This window comes from Sphingopyxis sp. Soil_C_28 (assembly GCF_057657055.1).
Genome location: NZ_JBDGJE010000002.1, coordinates 405594 through 419852 on the forward strand (window position 1 = coordinate 405594; position 14259 = coordinate 419852).

A 14259-nucleotide genomic window follows, 5' to 3' on the forward strand; every position below is an offset into this window, starting at 1 on the left:
TTCCCCTGCGGCTCGCGAGGCCGTATGGGCGGGATCAACATATTTCAGGAGCAAGGACATGCGCGCCGAAGCGCAGGATCATATCGACAAGATTGGCGCCGCCTTGGCGCTGCTGCGGCGTTTCCTCGACTGGGACCGCGCGGTGCGGCGGCTCGACGAATTGAACGCGAAGGTCGAGGACCCGACTTTGTGGAACGACCCGCGCGCTGCGCAGGAGGTGATGCGCGAGCGTCGCCGCCTCGACGAGGCGATCACCGCGACGCGTTCGATCGAAACCGAATGCGCCGACACCGCCGAACTGATCGAGCTGGCCGAGATGGAAGGCGACGACGCACTGGCCGACGAAGCCGTGGCTTCGCTTGGCGTTCTCGCGGCGCGCGCCGAAGAGGACAAGATCAAGGCCTTGCTCGCGGGTGAGGCCGACGCCAACGACGCCTATATCGAAGTCCATGCGGGCGCCGGCGGCACCGAAAGCCAGGACTGGGCCGAAATGCTCCAGCGCATGTACAGTCGCTGGGCCGAAAAGCGCGGATTCAAGGTCGAGCTGGTCGAATATCAGGCGGGCGAACAGGCGGGCATCAAGTCGGCCACGATGCTGGTCAAGGGCGAGAACGCCTACGGCTATTCGAAGACCGAAAGCGGTGTCCACCGCCTCGTCCGCATTTCGCCCTATGACAGCTCGGCGCGGCGCCACACCAGCTTCTCGTCGGTGTGGGTCTATCCGGTGATCGACGACAATATCGAAATCGACATCAACGAAGGCGACCTCAAGATCGATACCTATCGCGCCTCGGGCGCGGGCGGCCAGCACGTCAACACGACCGATTCGGCGGTGCGCATCACGCACATCCCGACCGGGATCGTCGTCGCCAGTCAGAACGACCGGTCGCAGCACAAGAACCGCGCGACCGCGATGGGGATGCTGAAGGCGCGGATGTACGAGGCCGAGCTGCAAAAGCGCGAAGCCGCGGCGTCGGGCGAATATCAGGCGAAGACCGAGATCGGCTGGGGCCACCAGATCCGCTCCTATGTCCTCCAGCCCTATCAGCTGGTGAAGGATCTGCGCACCGGCGTGACCTCGACCGCACCGTCCGACGTGCTCGACGGCGCGCTCGATCCCTTCATGGCCGCGGCGCTGTCGCAAAAGGTGACCGGCGAAAAGGTCGAAGTGGAAGATATCGACTGATGAAGCGCGCCGCGGTCGTCCTGCTGGCATTTTTGCCGCTGCTGAACGGCTGCGATGCGCCGTGGGACGATGGCAGCGACCGGACCGAAACCGCGCGCGAGTTTCCGCCCGCCGACCGGCCGGTGGCGCCGACCGTCTCGACCAAATGGTCGACCGAGGAAGCGCGCGACCGTGTCAACGAGGCCGAGGATGTCATGGACTCGGCCGACGTGCGTCCGGGGATGACCGTTGCCGATATCGGCGCGGGCGACGGATATTACACCGTGCGCCTCGCACAGCGGGTTGGCGCCGGCGGGCGTGTGCTCGCGCAGGATATCATGCCCGAGGTGATCGAGCGGCTTGCCGACCGCGTCGCGCGCGAACGGCTCGACAATGTCTCGCTGAAACTCGGCGCTGTCGACGATCCGCGCCTGCCCGCGGCGAGTTTCGACCGCGTCTTCATGGTCCATATGTATCACGAGATCGGCGAGCCCTACGCCTTTCTGTGGCGCCTGCGCCCGGCGCTGCGCAAGGGCGGGCAGGTGCTCGTCGTCGATGGCGATCGTCCGATCGCGCAACATGGCACGCCGTTCCGCCTGCTCGTCTGCGAGTTCGAGGCGGTGGGATACAAGCTTGTCTCCTACGACGACAAGCAGCATGCGGGGGGCTATCTGGCGCGCTTTGCGCCCGAGGGCAAACGGCCCGATGCCGACGCGATCAAGGTTTGCGACAATCCGTGATTGCTTACTCCCCATCGCTGCGCGGCAGCGAGGATAAACATATCAATAAACGACCAAACGATCCTCGGCGCCGATATCGGCGAGGAAGCTGACGAGACCCCCGGCACGAACATGGGGCACCAGTTCGGTCGCTGCCATGCCGACGAGCGCCATGCCCGACTGGCAGACGAACAAGGCGATCTCCATCGCGATCGCTTCCTCGACGATCCACGCAAGGTCGGGTTGACCCGCGGCGCGGCGCGCTTCGTCGCCGGCGAAGGACACGGGATCGCGGAGCAGCGCGGCGGCTTCGCCCTGCAAAAAAATGCGCACCGGGCGCCCCAGCGCGGCCATCGCCATCCCCGCCTCAAGCGCCGCGTACAGCCGCCGTCCCTCGGCGACCGCAACGATGATGTTCAGGCTCGACATGTCGGGCATAGCGGGTCCTCGGGCACGCCGACCTCGCGCCAGCGCCGGTCGAGCATATCGACGATTGCAAGGCGCCCGGTCAAGGACGAGCCCCAGCCGGTCAATGCACGGACCGTTTCCAGCGCCGCCATCGTCCCGATCATTCCCGCGAGCGCGCCCATCACGCCGGTTTCGGCGCAGTTAATCCCCTCGCGGTCGGGATCGCTGCCGACGAGGCATGCGTAACAGGCGTGACCCGCGCGCCAGCCGTCGTAAAGCGCAACCTGCCCCTCGAAGGCGCCGATCGCGGCGCTGAGCAGCGGAACCTGTAACGCGACGGCGGCGCGGTTGACCGCAAGCCGCGTGTCGAAATTATCGCATCCGTCGAGGATCAGGTTCGCCCCTGCCAGCAGGGCCTGGGCATTGCCGTCATCGAGGCGCGCGAAAGTCGCAACCGCGTCGACATGCGGATTGATCCGCCGCGCGGCATCCGCCGCCACCTCAGCCTTGCGCGCGCCAATATCGGCATCGGTGAAGAGCGGCTGGCGCTGCAGGTTCGACAGTTCGACGATGTCATGGTCGATGATCGTCAGCTTGCCGACCCCCGCCGCCGCCAGATAGGTGATCGCCGGACAGCCGATGCCCCCCGCGCCGATGATGGCGACGTGCGCGTTCTTCAGCCTGGCCTGACCCGCGCCGCCAAAGGCCGGCAGGATGATCTGGCGGGCGTAGCGATCGAGTTCGGCGTCGCTGAGCATCAGTCGGGACGCCGCATCGCGACTTTGAATTTGAACCGCGTCACGCGCTTCACCGGCTTGAAATAGGACCGCGGCGCGGCCGTCAGCCATTTCCGGACATGGGCGATGCGCTGCCACGCGCAGTCTGGCCCCGCGATCCGGATGTCGCGGGGTTCGCCGGTCGGCGGCAGCGTCATCCCGATTGCAAGATCATATTCGCCGCCCTGGCAGTGTTGATCCTCATGCTCGCCAAGATTGTCGCCCAGTCGTGCGATGAATTTCTCTTGCGTCAGCGCGTTCGTGAACGGTCGCTCCGCTTTGACGGGCGTCGTTCCGGCCAGCAGCAGCAGGGCAAGGCTGGCGGCCACGAACCTATTCGCCCGATCGCCGCGTCTTTATTCCCGAAAGCGACGCCAGGCCGGCCGCGTTCGCGGTCTCGTCGACCGCATCGCTTTCAACCCCGGTCGACCCAAAGCCGCCCGCACCGCGTTCGGTCTCGTCGAGCGTTTCGACCTCGGCAAAGGCCGCGCGCTGAACGGGGGCGGGGACGAGCTGCGCGATCCGGTCGCCGCGCTTGATCTCGAAACTCTCTTCGCCAAGATTGGCGAGAATCACCTTCACCTCGCCGCGATAATCGCTGTCGATCGTGCCGGGCGTGTTGAGGCAGGTAACGCCATGTTTGAGCGCGAGACCCGAGCGCGGGCGCACCTGCACCTCATAACCGACCGGGATCGCCATCGCGAAGCCGGTCGCGACCGCGTAGCGCGTGCCGGGGCGGATCGTCAGCGTCTCGGCCGCGACGACATCCATGCCCGCCGCCCCGTCGCTCGCATAAGCGGGCAGGGGCAGGCCGCCGCCGTTGGGCAGGCGCTGGATGGCGATTTCAATCGCGTTCAAGGGGTGCACGGGTATCGAGCTCATCGGCGATCTTTTCCATCAATTTGTGGGCGACGGCGTTTTTGGGCAGCCGGTCCCAGCTGTCTACCCCGTCTTTGCTAATGATATGCACGCGGTTGCTTTCGCCGCCCATCGGGTCGGCGGCGACGTCGTTGGCGACGATCCAGTCGCATCCCTTGCGCGCGAGCTTTGCCTGCGCATGCGCGAGGACGTCGTTGGTCTCGGCGGCAAAACCGACCAGCAAGGCCGGGCGGTCGGGCGATTTGGCGAGCCCGGCGAGGATGTCGGGGTTTTCGGCGAGCGCGAGCGGGGGGACGACACCACTGCCGTCCTTCTTGATCTTCTGGCCCGCGGGGTCGGCGGCGCGCCAGTCGGCGACCGCCGCGACCATGATCGCGGCATCGACGGGCAGGCCTTTGGCAACCTCGGCCGTCATTTCGACCGCGGTCTCGACATCGACGCGGATCACGCCCGGCGGGGTCGGCAGCGGCACCGGGCCGGCGATCAGCAGCACCTCGGCACCGGCTTCGGCGGCGGCAGCAGCGATCGCAAAGCCCTGCTTCCCGCTCGACCGGTTGGCGATATAGCGCACCGGATCGATCGGCTCGTGCGTCGGACCGGCGGTAATCAGGATGCGGCGCCCAAAGAGCGGGCGATGATTCTCGTCGGCAAAATCGGGCTGACCCGCCAGCGTGGCGGGCGGGGCCAGCGAAACAGGCGTCGGTGCATTGGCGAGCGCGGCGTCGATCGCCGCCTTGATCGCCGCAGGCTCGGGCAGGCGGCCGGGGCCATATTCGCCGCACGCCATCTCGCCCTCGCCGGGCTCCATCACGATGACGCCATCGCCGCGCAGCGTCGCGATATTGCGGCGCGTCGCCGCGTGCAGCCACATGCGGACATTCATCGCCGGCGCGGCGAGTACCGGCTTGTCGGTCGCGAGCAGCAGCGTCGTTGCCAGATCGTCGGCGATGCCCGCCGCCATCTTGGCCAGCAGGTCGGCGGTCGCGGGGGCAACGACGACCAGGTCGGCCTCGCGGCTCAGCTGGATATGCCCCATCTCGACCTCGTCCTTGAGGTCGAAGAGATTGGTATAGACCTTGTTCTCGGAAAGCGCTGCGAGCGTGAGCGGCGTGACGAACTGCTCACCGGCGCGCGTGATGACGCATCGCACGACATAGCCCGCCTTGCGGAGCAGGCGAACCAGCTCGATGCTTTTATAGGCGGCGATGCCGCCGCCGACGATCAGCAGGATACGTGGGGCGGCCATCAGCGGTGGCAGGCCGGCCCGGGACGGGCGGCGATCGACAGGGGTTGTTTCATCGCCGTCTCCTTCGCCCCTCAGTTATGCGCTTCCGGGCGCCAGTTCAAGCCGACGCCTAAACCGCCGCGGCGCGAATCGCGATCCTTGCCGGGCGCAGCGAACAAGCGAGGGCGACGAGTGCGGCGGGTGCGAAGGCTAGGCCGATGAACAGGGTTGGGGTGACGAGCATCGCCCAATAGAAATTGGCGGGGCGCGCAAAGGCCATCAGCAGCGCAGCATAGCCGATCTGGACCAGCAACCCGACGAGCCCGAGCCGCGACCGCCACGCGGCCCAGCCGAGCAGTGCGAGCGGGACGAGCACGGCGCCCACCCAGCCCTCGAAAAACCGGAGCAGCGATGCGGCCTGGACAAAGGACAGATAGGCGGACCAGCCGCCATGCCCGTTCCAGCCCTGGCTTACGGCGTCGGCGGGGGTCGTGACCGCCGCCAGCGCCGCCATATGCGCGAGGATGCCGGCCCCGAAGCACAGGCCGATCGCCAGCCAGCCGGCGACCGCACGCCAGTCGCGGTCGATCAGCGCGAAAAAGCCGAGCAGCATCGCGACGGGCAACATAGTCTCGCGAATCGCCAGCGCGGCGGCGAGGACGGCCATCGTCATCCATGACCGCGACGGCCGGTACAAGGCGAGCGCGAGCGCGAGGAGCACCCCGGCCGCGACTTCGTGAATGAACAGCCACTGGCGCGCGGCAAGCTGCGTCAGGTTCGCCGCGACGAACAGCGCGGCGATCGCGGCGTAGCGGGGCAGGTCGGCGTCGGTCCGGAGCCGGCGGTACCAGGCAAGTATGGCCACCGCGCCGGTAAGGAGGAGCAGGAGCATCGTCTTCTGCTCGCCGAGCGCGGCGACGATATAGGCGAGCGTCGGCAGGCGGACCGTCACAAAGGGGCGCAGCGGATAGTTTCCGCCGCGATGTTCGGCGGCGGCGGTGGCATAATAGGGCTCGCCCGCCGCGACCCGCTGCGCGATGCGGGCATAGAGAGCATGGTCGCCGACAAGCCCGTCGAAGTGCATCGAGGTCGGTTTTGCAACCTCGATATGCGCCGGGCCGGCGCCGCTTGTCATGCCCCACGCCATCAGCAGCGCGAGCAGCGCCAGCACCGCAGCGGCAACCGGACGCGAAACGCCGGCGAAGCGGTTCCAGCCCGGCGCCGCCGTCGTCATTTGCGCCACGTCAGCGCCGACGACATGGCGAAGTTCCAGATTGCGCCAACCAGCACGCCCGCAACCCCGGCGACCCACCAGCGCTCGTCGTGCCCCGCCATCCACGTGCCGATGCCGATGTTGGCGACCGCGCCGAGCGCCGAAATGGTATAAAAGCTGGCAAGGCCACCGAGGAGGCGCCAGCCCTTCAGCTTGCGGTCGGCATAGGTAAAGCTGTTGTTGAGGAAGAAGTTGAAGGCGATGGCGATCATCACCGCGCTGGTCTGCGCCGTGAGAAATGCGCTTCCGGTGCCGAGGATCGTGCGCAGGACGGCAAGGTGGACGAACACGCCGAGCCCGCCGACCATCAGGAATTTGAGCAGGCGGACGGGCACGAAGCGGCCGATCGTCTTGTCGGCGATCAATTCGGCATATTCGGCGATCACGCGCGCGCCGATCTTGCTCTCGCCGGCTTCGCGGGTGCGGAACTGATAGGGGATTTCGGCGACCTTCAGCGGCGTCGGGCTCGATGCCAATATGTCGATCAATATCTTGAAGCCGATCGCCGACAGGCGCGGTAGCGCGCGTTCGAACGCATCGCGGCGAACTGCAAAAAAGCCGCTCATCGGATCCGACACGTCGGTGCCGAGCGCGATCTGTCCGGCGCGGGTGGCAAGGCGGCTCATCCGCGCGCGGTCCTTGTCCCATTCGCCGATCCCGCCGCCCGCGACATAGCGCGTGCCGACCGCGATATCGGCCCCGCCGTCCGCGATCGCATCGATCAGCTGCGGCAAGGCGTCCTCGCTGTGCTGGAGGTCGCCGTCCATGACCGCGACGATCGGCGCGGCGGTGGCCAATATACCCTCAACGACCGCCGACGACAGGCCGCGGCGGCCGACGCGCTGGACGATGCGGACATGCCGCGATCCGCGGCCGATGCGGCGCACCAGCTCGCTCGTTCCGTCGGGCGAATTATCGTCGACGAAAATGACTTCCCAGCCGCGCCCGGCGAGGACGACCGAGAGTTTCGCGATCAATTTCTCGACATTGGCGGCTTCGTTGAGCGTCGGCACCACGACCGCCACCTCGAGAGGCAGCGCATCGACGGGCAAAATGGCGTCGGCAATCAGGGTGTCGTGGCGCATGAAACCTCGGTTTTGTCCGGATTTCACGTCCGGGGTTGGTCGAGGTCAAGCCTTAACGATTTAAGGTAAATGTCCGGTAACCAAGCGTCCGCCGATGGACGCGGCCTTATAAGCATGCAATTTCATGGCGCAGGGGTCGCCTTCGGGCATGGGGGGCTAAATGAACAAGGCTTGGGGCGGGGCATTTGTGCTCGCGACGACGCTTGCGCTTTCGGGGTGCGGTTATGCCAAAAAGGCACCGCAGGATCTTCCGCCAGCGCCGCAGGAAACGGCCTCCACCGCCGACGCCGATCGCGCGGCCGCTTATCGCGCCGCACAGGAGGCGGCGATGGCGCAGCGAGCGGCAAGCGAACAGCAGTCGGCGCGCGCGGAAGCCATGCGCGCCTATGAAGAAGCCAAGGCCGCCGTCGCGCAGGCAAAGAAACAGGTCGAAGCCGCGCGCAAAGGCCATATCAATGTCCCGGCGGCCGGTGCCGGGGCGACGGAGGATGCGCATAGGGTCGCTTCCGCCGCAGGTGCCGCAGGCAATCCGGGTGTCGCCAAGATCGCCTGCCCGCAGCTCGGCGGGCTTACGACCCCCGAAGAATGCGCCAATTATTCGGGCCTGCTGGCGACGATGCAGACCGGCGTTGCGGCCTTCGACCCGCCGCGGCGGATGGACATGGGGCGCGATTATCCGGTGAAGCTGGTAATCGGCGCCAGGGAAGTCTCGGCGCAGGTTGTCGACAGCGCGACCGACGCCGGCGACGTCAAGACCGTCGACATCCGGCTCGGGTCGTGGATCTGTGCCGAGCTGCTCGCATCGCAGTTCGAACTGAACGGCCCGGCGCGCCAGTGCAAGGAGCGCGGGCTGTCGCGGATGCTCTCGTTCGACTGGACCGTCTCGCCGAAACAGGACGGCAAGCTGAAACTCGGGGTGAAGGTCGAAAGCCTCGCCGAGCAGAATGGCAAGCCGCTCGATACGATCGACAGCCGCATGATTGCGGTCGATGTCGAGGCCGATGCGATCGGCCGGTTCGACATGATAGTGTCGCGGCTGACCGACAGCCTTGGCGGCGTGCGCACGATGCTGCTCGCGCTGGTCAGCGCGCTCGGCGTGCTGTCGGTGGTCGTGTGGCGCATCCGCAACCTCGGCAAAAAGCCCGAGAAGGACGCGCTCAAGGATATAACCGCTAGTTGATCCCCAGCGCCCACAGCGCAGCCGCGCCGGCCGCCGCGCCAACGAGCGCGGTGAGCGTATAACGCCACCAGCGCCTTTTCTCGCCCTTCTCCCACATCAGCGGAATCTCGGGCAGCGGCGGCGCGAGGGGCGCTGCGCCCTTCCTCGGCAATTGCGCGTCGAGGCGGCGGATGATGTCGGGGATCAGCGCCAGCGTCTTGCCCTGTTCGCGGATGCCGTCGGCGAGCGCCGCCTCGGGGCCGAGTTCGTCGCGAATCCACTCGCTGACGAAGGGGCCCGACACGTTCCACATATTGATCCTGGGGTTCAGCATCGTCGCGACGCCCTCGACCATCACCATCGTTTTTTGCAGCAGCAGCAGGTGCGGCTGCGTCTGCATGTCGAAATCGCGCGTGATCGCGAACAGCCCGTCGAGCATCTGGCCGACGCTGAGCTCGCTCACCGGCTTGCCGCGCATCGGCTCGCCGACCGCGCGCAGCGCCGTCGCAAACTCCTCGACGCTGTGATAGGCGGGTACATATTGCGCCTCGAAATGGATTTCGGCGACGCGGCGGTAGTTGCCCGTGGTCAGGCCATAGAGGATTTCGGCGAGCCAGTAGCGCGCCTGCCGGTTGATCCGCCCCATGATCCCGAAATCGACCGCGGCGATCGTGCCGTCGGCCTTCACGAACAAATTGCCCTGATGCATGTCGGCGTGGAAAAACCCTTCGGCGATCGCCTGGCGCAGGAAGGCGTTGACGAGGTTCGCCGACAGCGCCTCCATGTCGTGTCCCGCCGCGATCAGCGCATCGCGATGCGAAATCTTGATGCCGTCGATCCAGTCGAGCGTCATTACGCGGCTGGCGGTGCGGTCCCAGTCGATCGCGGGGACTTCATAGGTCGGGACGCCGACCATTGCGTCGGCCAGTTCGGACGCCGACGCGGCTTCGCGGCGAAGGTCGAGCTCGCGCAGCGTCCAGCGGCGGAAATTGGCGATGACCTCCCGCGGGCGCAGGCGCGTCGCTTCGCCGCCCAGCGCCTCGAGATGCGCGGCCGCCCATTCATAGGTTTCGATGTCGCGCGCGAACTGTTTGTCGATGCCGGGACGGCGGACCTTCACCGCGACCTTGCGCCCCTCGATCGTCACCGCGCGGTGGACCTGCGCGATCGATGCCGACCCGACGGGGACGGGATCGAATTCGCGGTAGAGGCTTTCGAGCGGCACTTCGAACGTCGCCTCGATCTCCTGCCGGATCCGCTCGAACGCTACCGGCGCAAGGGCATCTTGCAGGCTCAACAGGTTGCGCGCGGCCTCTTCGCCGACGAGGTCGGGGCGCGTTGCAAGCGTCTGGCCGAGCTTGACCGCGGCGGGGCCGATCGCCTGAAAGGCGGTTGCATAGTCGGGGATCTTCGGCTGGATCGTGCCCAGCCGCGCGATCCGGCACAGCCGCTTGACGCCCGGCGGGGTCGTCGGCGCACTTTCGATCCCGCGCAGCGCGCCGTGGCGCGCAAGGATGCGGCCCCACTTCAGCAGGCGGACGATATGGGTGACGGGTCGGGTCAAGCTTTCCACCCGCTGTGGATCGCGACCAGGCCGCCGAGGATCGGCTCGACCTTCACCGCGGTGAAGCCCGCCTCGCCGATCATCTTCGCGAATGCGGGCATCGGCGGGAAGCGGCGGATCGATTCGATGAGGTAACGATAGCTGTCTTCGTCGTCGGCGATCAGCTTGCCGAGCTTGGGGACGAGGCGGTGCGAGTAAGCGTCATAGGCCTGCGCGAAACCCGGCCATTCGTTGGTCGAAAATTCGAGGCAGAAAAAGCGTCCGCCATAACGCAGAACGCGGTGCGCTTCCTTCAGCGCGGCCGGGATGTCGGTGACGTTGCGGATGCCAAAGGCGATCGTATAGGCGTCGAAGAACTGGTCGGGGAACGACAGCTTCTCGGCATTTTGTTCGGACCAGACAAGGCTGTCGATGCCGCGCTCCGCCGCGCGCTCGACGCCGACGCCGAGCATGTCGGGGTTGATGTCGGCGACCGTGATGCTCGCGCCCGAGGGCTCCATGCGAAAGGCGATGTCGCCGGTGCCGCCCGCCATGTCGAGGATCGCCTCGCCCTCGCGCGGTTTCACGCGGCGGACGAAGCGGTCTTTCCACAGGCGGTGCATGCCCCCCGACATCGCGTCGTTCATGATGTCATATTTGCGCGCGACGCGGCTGAACACTTCGCCGACCATCGCGGTTTTCTCGCCCGCGGGGACCTGTTCATAGCCGAAGCTGACGGTGTCGGGGGTGGCCATGGATCGCGCGCCTTTTGCGGGGAGAGGTAAAGTCGAACGGCCTTTAGCCGGGCCTTGCCGCCCGCGCAAATGGCGCGTAGCCCGATGCGCGATATGCCCGAACTCCCCGAAGTCGAAACCACCGTCCGCGGCCTCGCGCCCTTCCTCGAAGGGCAGCGGCTGACCGCGGTCACGACTTTTCGTCCCGACCTGCGCCGGCCCTTTCCCGTCGATCTCGCGCAGCGGCTGACCGGGGCGACGGTCACGACCCTCTCGCGCCGCGCCAAATATGGCGTGATCTCGACCGACCGCGACGACCATATGATCTTCCATCTCGGCATGTCGGGGCGCTGGCGCACCGAGGGCGGCGAGGCGGGCAAGCACGACCATCTGTTGCTCGAAACCGGCGCGGGGCACCGATTGTTCCTTCACGATCCGCGGCGCTTTGGGTCGGTCGACCTGGTGAGGGGCGATCCGCTGGCGCTTTTCCCGGCGTTCGTGACGCTGGGTCCCGAACCCTTGTCGGACGCTTTCGACGCCGCATATCTGGCGCGGGCGCTTGCCGGGCGCCGGGCGCCGATCAAGGCGATGCTGCTCGACCAGGCCATCGTCGCGGGCCTCGGCAATATCTATGTCTGCGAGGCGCTCAACATGGCGCGCATCGCGCCGACGAAGGCGGCGGCCGACGTGTCGAAGGCGAAGCTGGCGCTGCTCGTGCCCGCGATCAAGGATGTGCTGGCCGCGGCGATCGCGGCGGGCGGTTCGACCTTGCGCGATTTCCTCAGCCCCGAAGGCGACCTTGGCTATTTCGCGAAGGACTGGCGCGTCTATGGGCGCGAAGGCCAGCCCTGCGAATGCGGCGGGACGATCGTGCGGATCGTGCAATCGGGCCGGTCGACCTTTTGCTGCCCCAAATGTCAGCGTTGATCGGGGCAATCGCCCACGAAAACCATTGACCATATGGGCCAAGCTGGCTATGCGCGCACCCTTCGAGCAGGCTCCGGGTTTCCGGAACCGGCCGTATCCGGACATTGATTCGCCTGTTTGCGCGATTCGGCTGCTCCGGTGACGCTGCGCTCCGACTGACTTAGACCGTTTTGAAACCGAGGAATTTATGGCCAATACGCCGCAGGCAAAAAAGCGCATCCGCCGCAACACCGCGCGCACCGTCGTGAACAAGAATCGCGTTTCGCGCATCCGCACGCTGGTGAAGAAGGTCGAAAACGCCATCGTCGCCGGTGACAAGGATGCCGCCGCGACCGCACTGAAGGCTGCGCAGCCCGAAATGGCACGCGGCGTTGCGAAGGGTGTGCTTCACAAGAACACCGTGGCTCGCAAGTTCTCGCGCCTCACCAAGAGCGTGAACGCGATCGCCTGATTCGATCTGTCCCGAAAGGGAACAAAAAGGACCCGCTGGCTTCATGCCCGCGGGTCCTTTTTTGCGTCCGATATTGTGACAGTGCGATGGCAATAGTGTTGCAGCGCGGTAAGTGACGGAATTACTGCGATTCGTTGTTTTGTCTCGGGAATGTCACAAATAAGATACTGAAAATAAACGAAAAAATAGCGTTTCGGCGCGATTCCGGTACCCCTAGTGAGTCAAGATTTTTATTTCAGTATTTTTACACCCCGCGCCCTTGCTCGACTCGGCGCGCCCTGACTAGACAGGGTGCGTCGTCGGCCTTCGCCGGTGGCCGCCACATCGACATGATTCGCACTTCTTCGGGCCGCTGGTCCCGGACAGGATGTCTGCGCCCGGCGCAGGCGACGAATCGGCGTGTGGATGGCCGCCCGATCGTCTGATGATGAGGGGACCTGAGGGGGCGGCACGGCGTGACAGAAAGCGGATATCAGCATGGGAACGACGCAAAGGGCCGGGCGATGAGCGGCGATGCCGCAACGCTCTGGCCGCGCGTTGCCGAAGGGCTGCGCCGCGATCTCGGCGTTCGCACCTTCGACCATTGGCTGAAGCCCGTGCGCTTTGCCGACTATTGCACGCTGTCGGGCGTTGTGACGCTCGAAACCGTCAGCCGCTTTTCGGCGAACTGGATCAACGAGCGCTTTGGCGACCGGCTCGAACTCGCATGGCGGCAGCAAATGCCTGCGGTCCGCGGCGTCACCGTGCGCGGCGGAGCGGCCGCTGACGATCGCGCGACCGCTCTCGCGGCATCGCCGCTGCCGAGCTTCGACGCGCTGCCCGCACCGGCGGCCAATCCCGCTTTGCTCAATTTCGATCCGCGCCTGTCGTTCGACCGCTTTGTCGTTGCGCGCAGCAACATCCTCGCCGCCAACGCCGCGCGCCGTATGGCGATGGTCGAGGCGCCGCAGTTCAACCCGCTCTATCTCTGCTCGGGCACCGGTCAGGGCAAGACGCACCTGCTCCAGGCGATGGCACAGGCCTATGCGGCCGAACATCCGACCGCGAACATCATCCTGATGTCGGCGGAAAAGTTCATGCTCGAATTCGTCGGCGCGATGCGCGGCGGCGACATGATGGCGTTCAAGGCGCGGCTGCGCGCCGCCGACCTGCTGCTCCTCGACGATCTGCAGTTCGTGATCGGCAAGAATTCGACGCAGGAGGAACTGCTCCACACGATCGACGACCTGATGACCGCGGGCAAGCGCCTCGTCGTCACCGCCGACCGTCCGCCGGCGATGCTCGACGGGGTCGAGGCTCGGCTGCTCTCGCGCCTGTCGGGCGGGCTCGTCGCCGACATCGAGGCGCCCGAGGACGATCTGCGCGAACGGATCATCCGCCAGCGGCTCACCGCGATGCCGATGGTCGATGTGCCCGACAATGTCGTCGCCTATCTGGTCAAGCATTTTACCCGCAACATCCGCGAACTCGAAGGCGCGCTCAACAAGCTGCTCGCCTATGCCGCGCTGACCGGCACGACGGTCGATATCGCGCTGGCCGAAGACCGGCTGGCCGAAAATGTCCGCACCGCCCGGCCGCGGATCACGATCGACGAGATCCAGCGCGCGGTGTGCGCCCACTACCGGCTCGACAAGTCCGAAATGTCGTCGAAGCGCCGCGTTCGCGCGGTTGCCCGGCCGCGCCAGGTCGCGATGTATCTCGCGAAGGAACTCACCCCGCGCTCCTATCCCGAAATCGGGCGGCGCTTTGGCGGTCGCGACCATTCGACGGTGATCCACGCAGTGCGCACGGTCGAGGCGCTGCGCGTTGCCGACAGCGAACTCGACGCCGAGATCGCCGCGATCCGGCGCAGTCTCAACAGCTGATCCACAGATTTATACCGCGGTTATCCCCGGGGTTATCGACAACAAAAAGG

Annotated in this window: 15 protein-coding genes; 6 read left to right on the forward strand and 9 right to left on the reverse strand. The window is 66.2% G+C overall.

Going from position 1 to position 14259, the window contains the following annotated elements:
- Positions 1-58: 58 nt before the first annotated feature.
- The gene (prfB, locus tag AC3A43_RS10065; protein WP_487792408.1) at positions 59-1186 is read left to right on the forward strand and encodes a peptide chain release factor 2; all 1128 of its coding nucleotides are present in this window, start codon (positions 59-61) and stop codon (positions 1184-1186) included.
- The gene (locus AC3A43_RS10070) at positions 1186-1905 is read left to right on the forward strand and encodes a class I SAM-dependent methyltransferase (RefSeq protein ID WP_487792409.1); all 720 of its coding nucleotides are present in this window, start codon (positions 1186-1188) and stop codon (positions 1903-1905) included. The genes prfB and AC3A43_RS10070 overlap by 1 nt, the downstream gene beginning before the upstream one ends.
- A gap of 42 nt (positions 1906-1947) precedes the next feature.
- Here the strand turns inward: AC3A43_RS10070 and AC3A43_RS10075 are convergent, their stop codons facing one another.
- The 7 genes from AC3A43_RS10075 to AC3A43_RS10105 all read right to left on the reverse strand — a co-directional run bounded on the left by AC3A43_RS10075 (position 1948) and on the right by AC3A43_RS10105 (position 7530).
- Entirely contained in the window at positions 1948-2322 is a 375-nt protein-coding gene (locus tag AC3A43_RS10075; protein WP_487792410.1) for a DsrE family protein, read from the reverse strand.
- A complete protein-coding gene (locus AC3A43_RS10080; RefSeq protein ID WP_487792411.1) occupies positions 2301-3050 on the reverse strand; it encodes a HesA/MoeB/ThiF family protein in 750 nt (249 codons plus the stop codon). Before AC3A43_RS10080 ends, AC3A43_RS10075 begins: the two co-directional genes overlap by 22 nt.
- Positions 3050-3397 carry a hypothetical protein gene (locus AC3A43_RS10085; RefSeq protein WP_487792412.1) on the reverse strand — a complete coding sequence of 116 codons (348 nt, stop codon included), beginning with the start codon at positions 3395-3397 and terminating at the stop codon, positions 3050-3052. Before AC3A43_RS10085 ends, AC3A43_RS10080 begins: the two co-directional genes overlap by 1 nt.
- A 4-nt stretch (positions 3398-3401) precedes the next feature.
- Positions 3402-3950 (reverse strand): dUTP diphosphatase, encoded by a 549-nt coding sequence (gene dut / locus AC3A43_RS10090; RefSeq protein ID WP_487792413.1) that lies wholly within the window; start codon positions 3948-3950, stop codon positions 3402-3404.
- The gene (locus AC3A43_RS10095; RefSeq protein ID WP_487792414.1) at positions 3913-5193 is read right to left on the reverse strand and encodes a bifunctional phosphopantothenoylcysteine decarboxylase/phosphopantothenate synthase; all 1281 of its coding nucleotides are present in this window, start codon (positions 5191-5193) and stop codon (positions 3913-3915) included. Before AC3A43_RS10095 ends, dut begins: the two co-directional genes overlap by 38 nt.
- Before the next feature lie 109 nt (positions 5194-5302).
- Positions 5303-6415 carry a hypothetical protein gene (locus AC3A43_RS10100; protein WP_487792415.1) on the reverse strand — a complete coding sequence of 371 codons (1113 nt, stop codon included), beginning with the start codon at positions 6413-6415 and terminating at the stop codon, positions 5303-5305.
- Positions 6403-7530, reverse strand: coding sequence for a glycosyltransferase (locus AC3A43_RS10105; protein WP_487792416.1), 1128 nt, complete (start codon positions 7528-7530; stop codon positions 6403-6405). The genes AC3A43_RS10100 and AC3A43_RS10105 overlap by 13 nt, the downstream gene beginning before the upstream one ends.
- A gap of 160 nt (positions 7531-7690) precedes the next feature.
- Between AC3A43_RS10105 and AC3A43_RS10110 the strand changes: the two genes are divergently transcribed.
- Positions 7691-8710, forward strand: coding sequence for a hypothetical protein (locus AC3A43_RS10110; RefSeq protein ID WP_487792417.1), 1020 nt, complete (start codon positions 7691-7693; stop codon positions 8708-8710).
- On the opposite strand, the gene ubiB is transcribed toward AC3A43_RS10110, so the two are convergent.
- Together ubiB and AC3A43_RS10120 are read right to left on the reverse strand one after the other, a co-directional pair.
- Positions 8703-10253 carry a 2-polyprenylphenol 6-hydroxylase gene (gene ubiB, locus AC3A43_RS10115; RefSeq protein ID WP_487792418.1) on the reverse strand — a complete coding sequence of 517 codons (1551 nt, stop codon included), beginning with the start codon at positions 10251-10253 and terminating at the stop codon, positions 8703-8705. The two genes, AC3A43_RS10110 and ubiB, sit on opposite strands and share 8 nt — an antisense overlap.
- Positions 10250-10987 (reverse strand): class I SAM-dependent methyltransferase, encoded by a 738-nt coding sequence (locus AC3A43_RS10120; RefSeq protein WP_487792419.1) that lies wholly within the window; start codon positions 10985-10987, stop codon positions 10250-10252. The genes ubiB and AC3A43_RS10120 overlap by 4 nt, the downstream gene beginning before the upstream one ends.
- A 93-nt stretch (positions 10988-11080) precedes the next feature.
- On the opposite strand from AC3A43_RS10120, the gene mutM reads away from it, so the two are divergent.
- The 3 genes from mutM to dnaA all read left to right on the forward strand — a co-directional run bounded on the left by mutM (position 11081) and on the right by dnaA (position 14209).
- The gene (mutM, locus tag AC3A43_RS10125) at positions 11081-11893 is read left to right on the forward strand and encodes a bifunctional DNA-formamidopyrimidine glycosylase/DNA-(apurinic or apyrimidinic site) lyase (protein WP_487793031.1); all 813 of its coding nucleotides are present in this window, start codon (positions 11081-11083) and stop codon (positions 11891-11893) included.
- Between the two features lie 187 nt (positions 11894-12080).
- Positions 12081-12344 (forward strand): 30S ribosomal protein S20, encoded by a 264-nt coding sequence (gene rpsT, locus AC3A43_RS10130; RefSeq protein ID WP_088440120.1) that lies wholly within the window; start codon positions 12081-12083, stop codon positions 12342-12344.
- Positions 12345-12847: 503 nt separating this feature from the next.
- The gene (dnaA, locus tag AC3A43_RS10135) at positions 12848-14209 is read left to right on the forward strand and encodes a chromosomal replication initiator protein DnaA (protein WP_487792420.1); all 1362 of its coding nucleotides are present in this window, start codon (positions 12848-12850) and stop codon (positions 14207-14209) included.
- Positions 14210-14259: the final 50 nt, after the last annotated feature.

Coding starts and splice junctions, on each gene's coding strand:
- dnaA (WP_487792420.1), top strand. CDS start 12,848: ATGAGCGGCGATGCCGCAACGCTCTGGCCGCGCGTTGCCGAAGGGCTG.
- AC3A43_RS10110 (WP_487792417.1), top strand. CDS start 7,691: ATGAACAAGGCTTGGGGCGGGGCATTTGTGCTCGCGACGACGCTTGCG.
- AC3A43_RS10120 (WP_487792419.1), bottom strand. CDS start 10,987: ATGGCCACCCCCGACACCGTCAGCTTCGGCTATGAACAGGTCCCCGCG.
- AC3A43_RS10080 (WP_487792411.1), bottom strand. CDS start 3,050: ATGCTCAGCGACGCCGAACTCGATCGCTACGCCCGCCAGATCATCCTG.
- prfB (WP_487792408.1), top strand. CDS start 59: ATGCGCGCCGAAGCGCAGGATCATATCGACAAGATTGGCGCCGCCTTG.
- dut (WP_487792413.1), bottom strand. CDS start 3,950: ATGAGCTCGATACCCGTGCACCCCTTGAACGCGATTGAAATCGCCATC.
- rpsT (WP_088440120.1), top strand. CDS start 12,081: ATGGCCAATACGCCGCAGGCAAAAAAGCGCATCCGCCGCAACACCGCG.
- AC3A43_RS10105 (WP_487792416.1), bottom strand. CDS start 7,530: ATGCGCCACGACACCCTGATTGCCGACGCCATTTTGCCCGTCGATGCG.
- AC3A43_RS10095 (WP_487792414.1), bottom strand. CDS start 5,193: ATGGCCGCCCCACGTATCCTGCTGATCGTCGGCGGCGGCATCGCCGCC.
- AC3A43_RS10070 (WP_487792409.1), top strand. CDS start 1,186: ATGAAGCGCGCCGCGGTCGTCCTGCTGGCATTTTTGCCGCTGCTGAAC.
- mutM (WP_487793031.1), top strand. CDS start 11,081: ATGCCCGAACTCCCCGAAGTCGAAACCACCGTCCGCGGCCTCGCGCCC.
- AC3A43_RS10075 (WP_487792410.1), bottom strand. CDS start 2,322: ATGCCCGACATGTCGAGCCTGAACATCATCGTTGCGGTCGCCGAGGGA.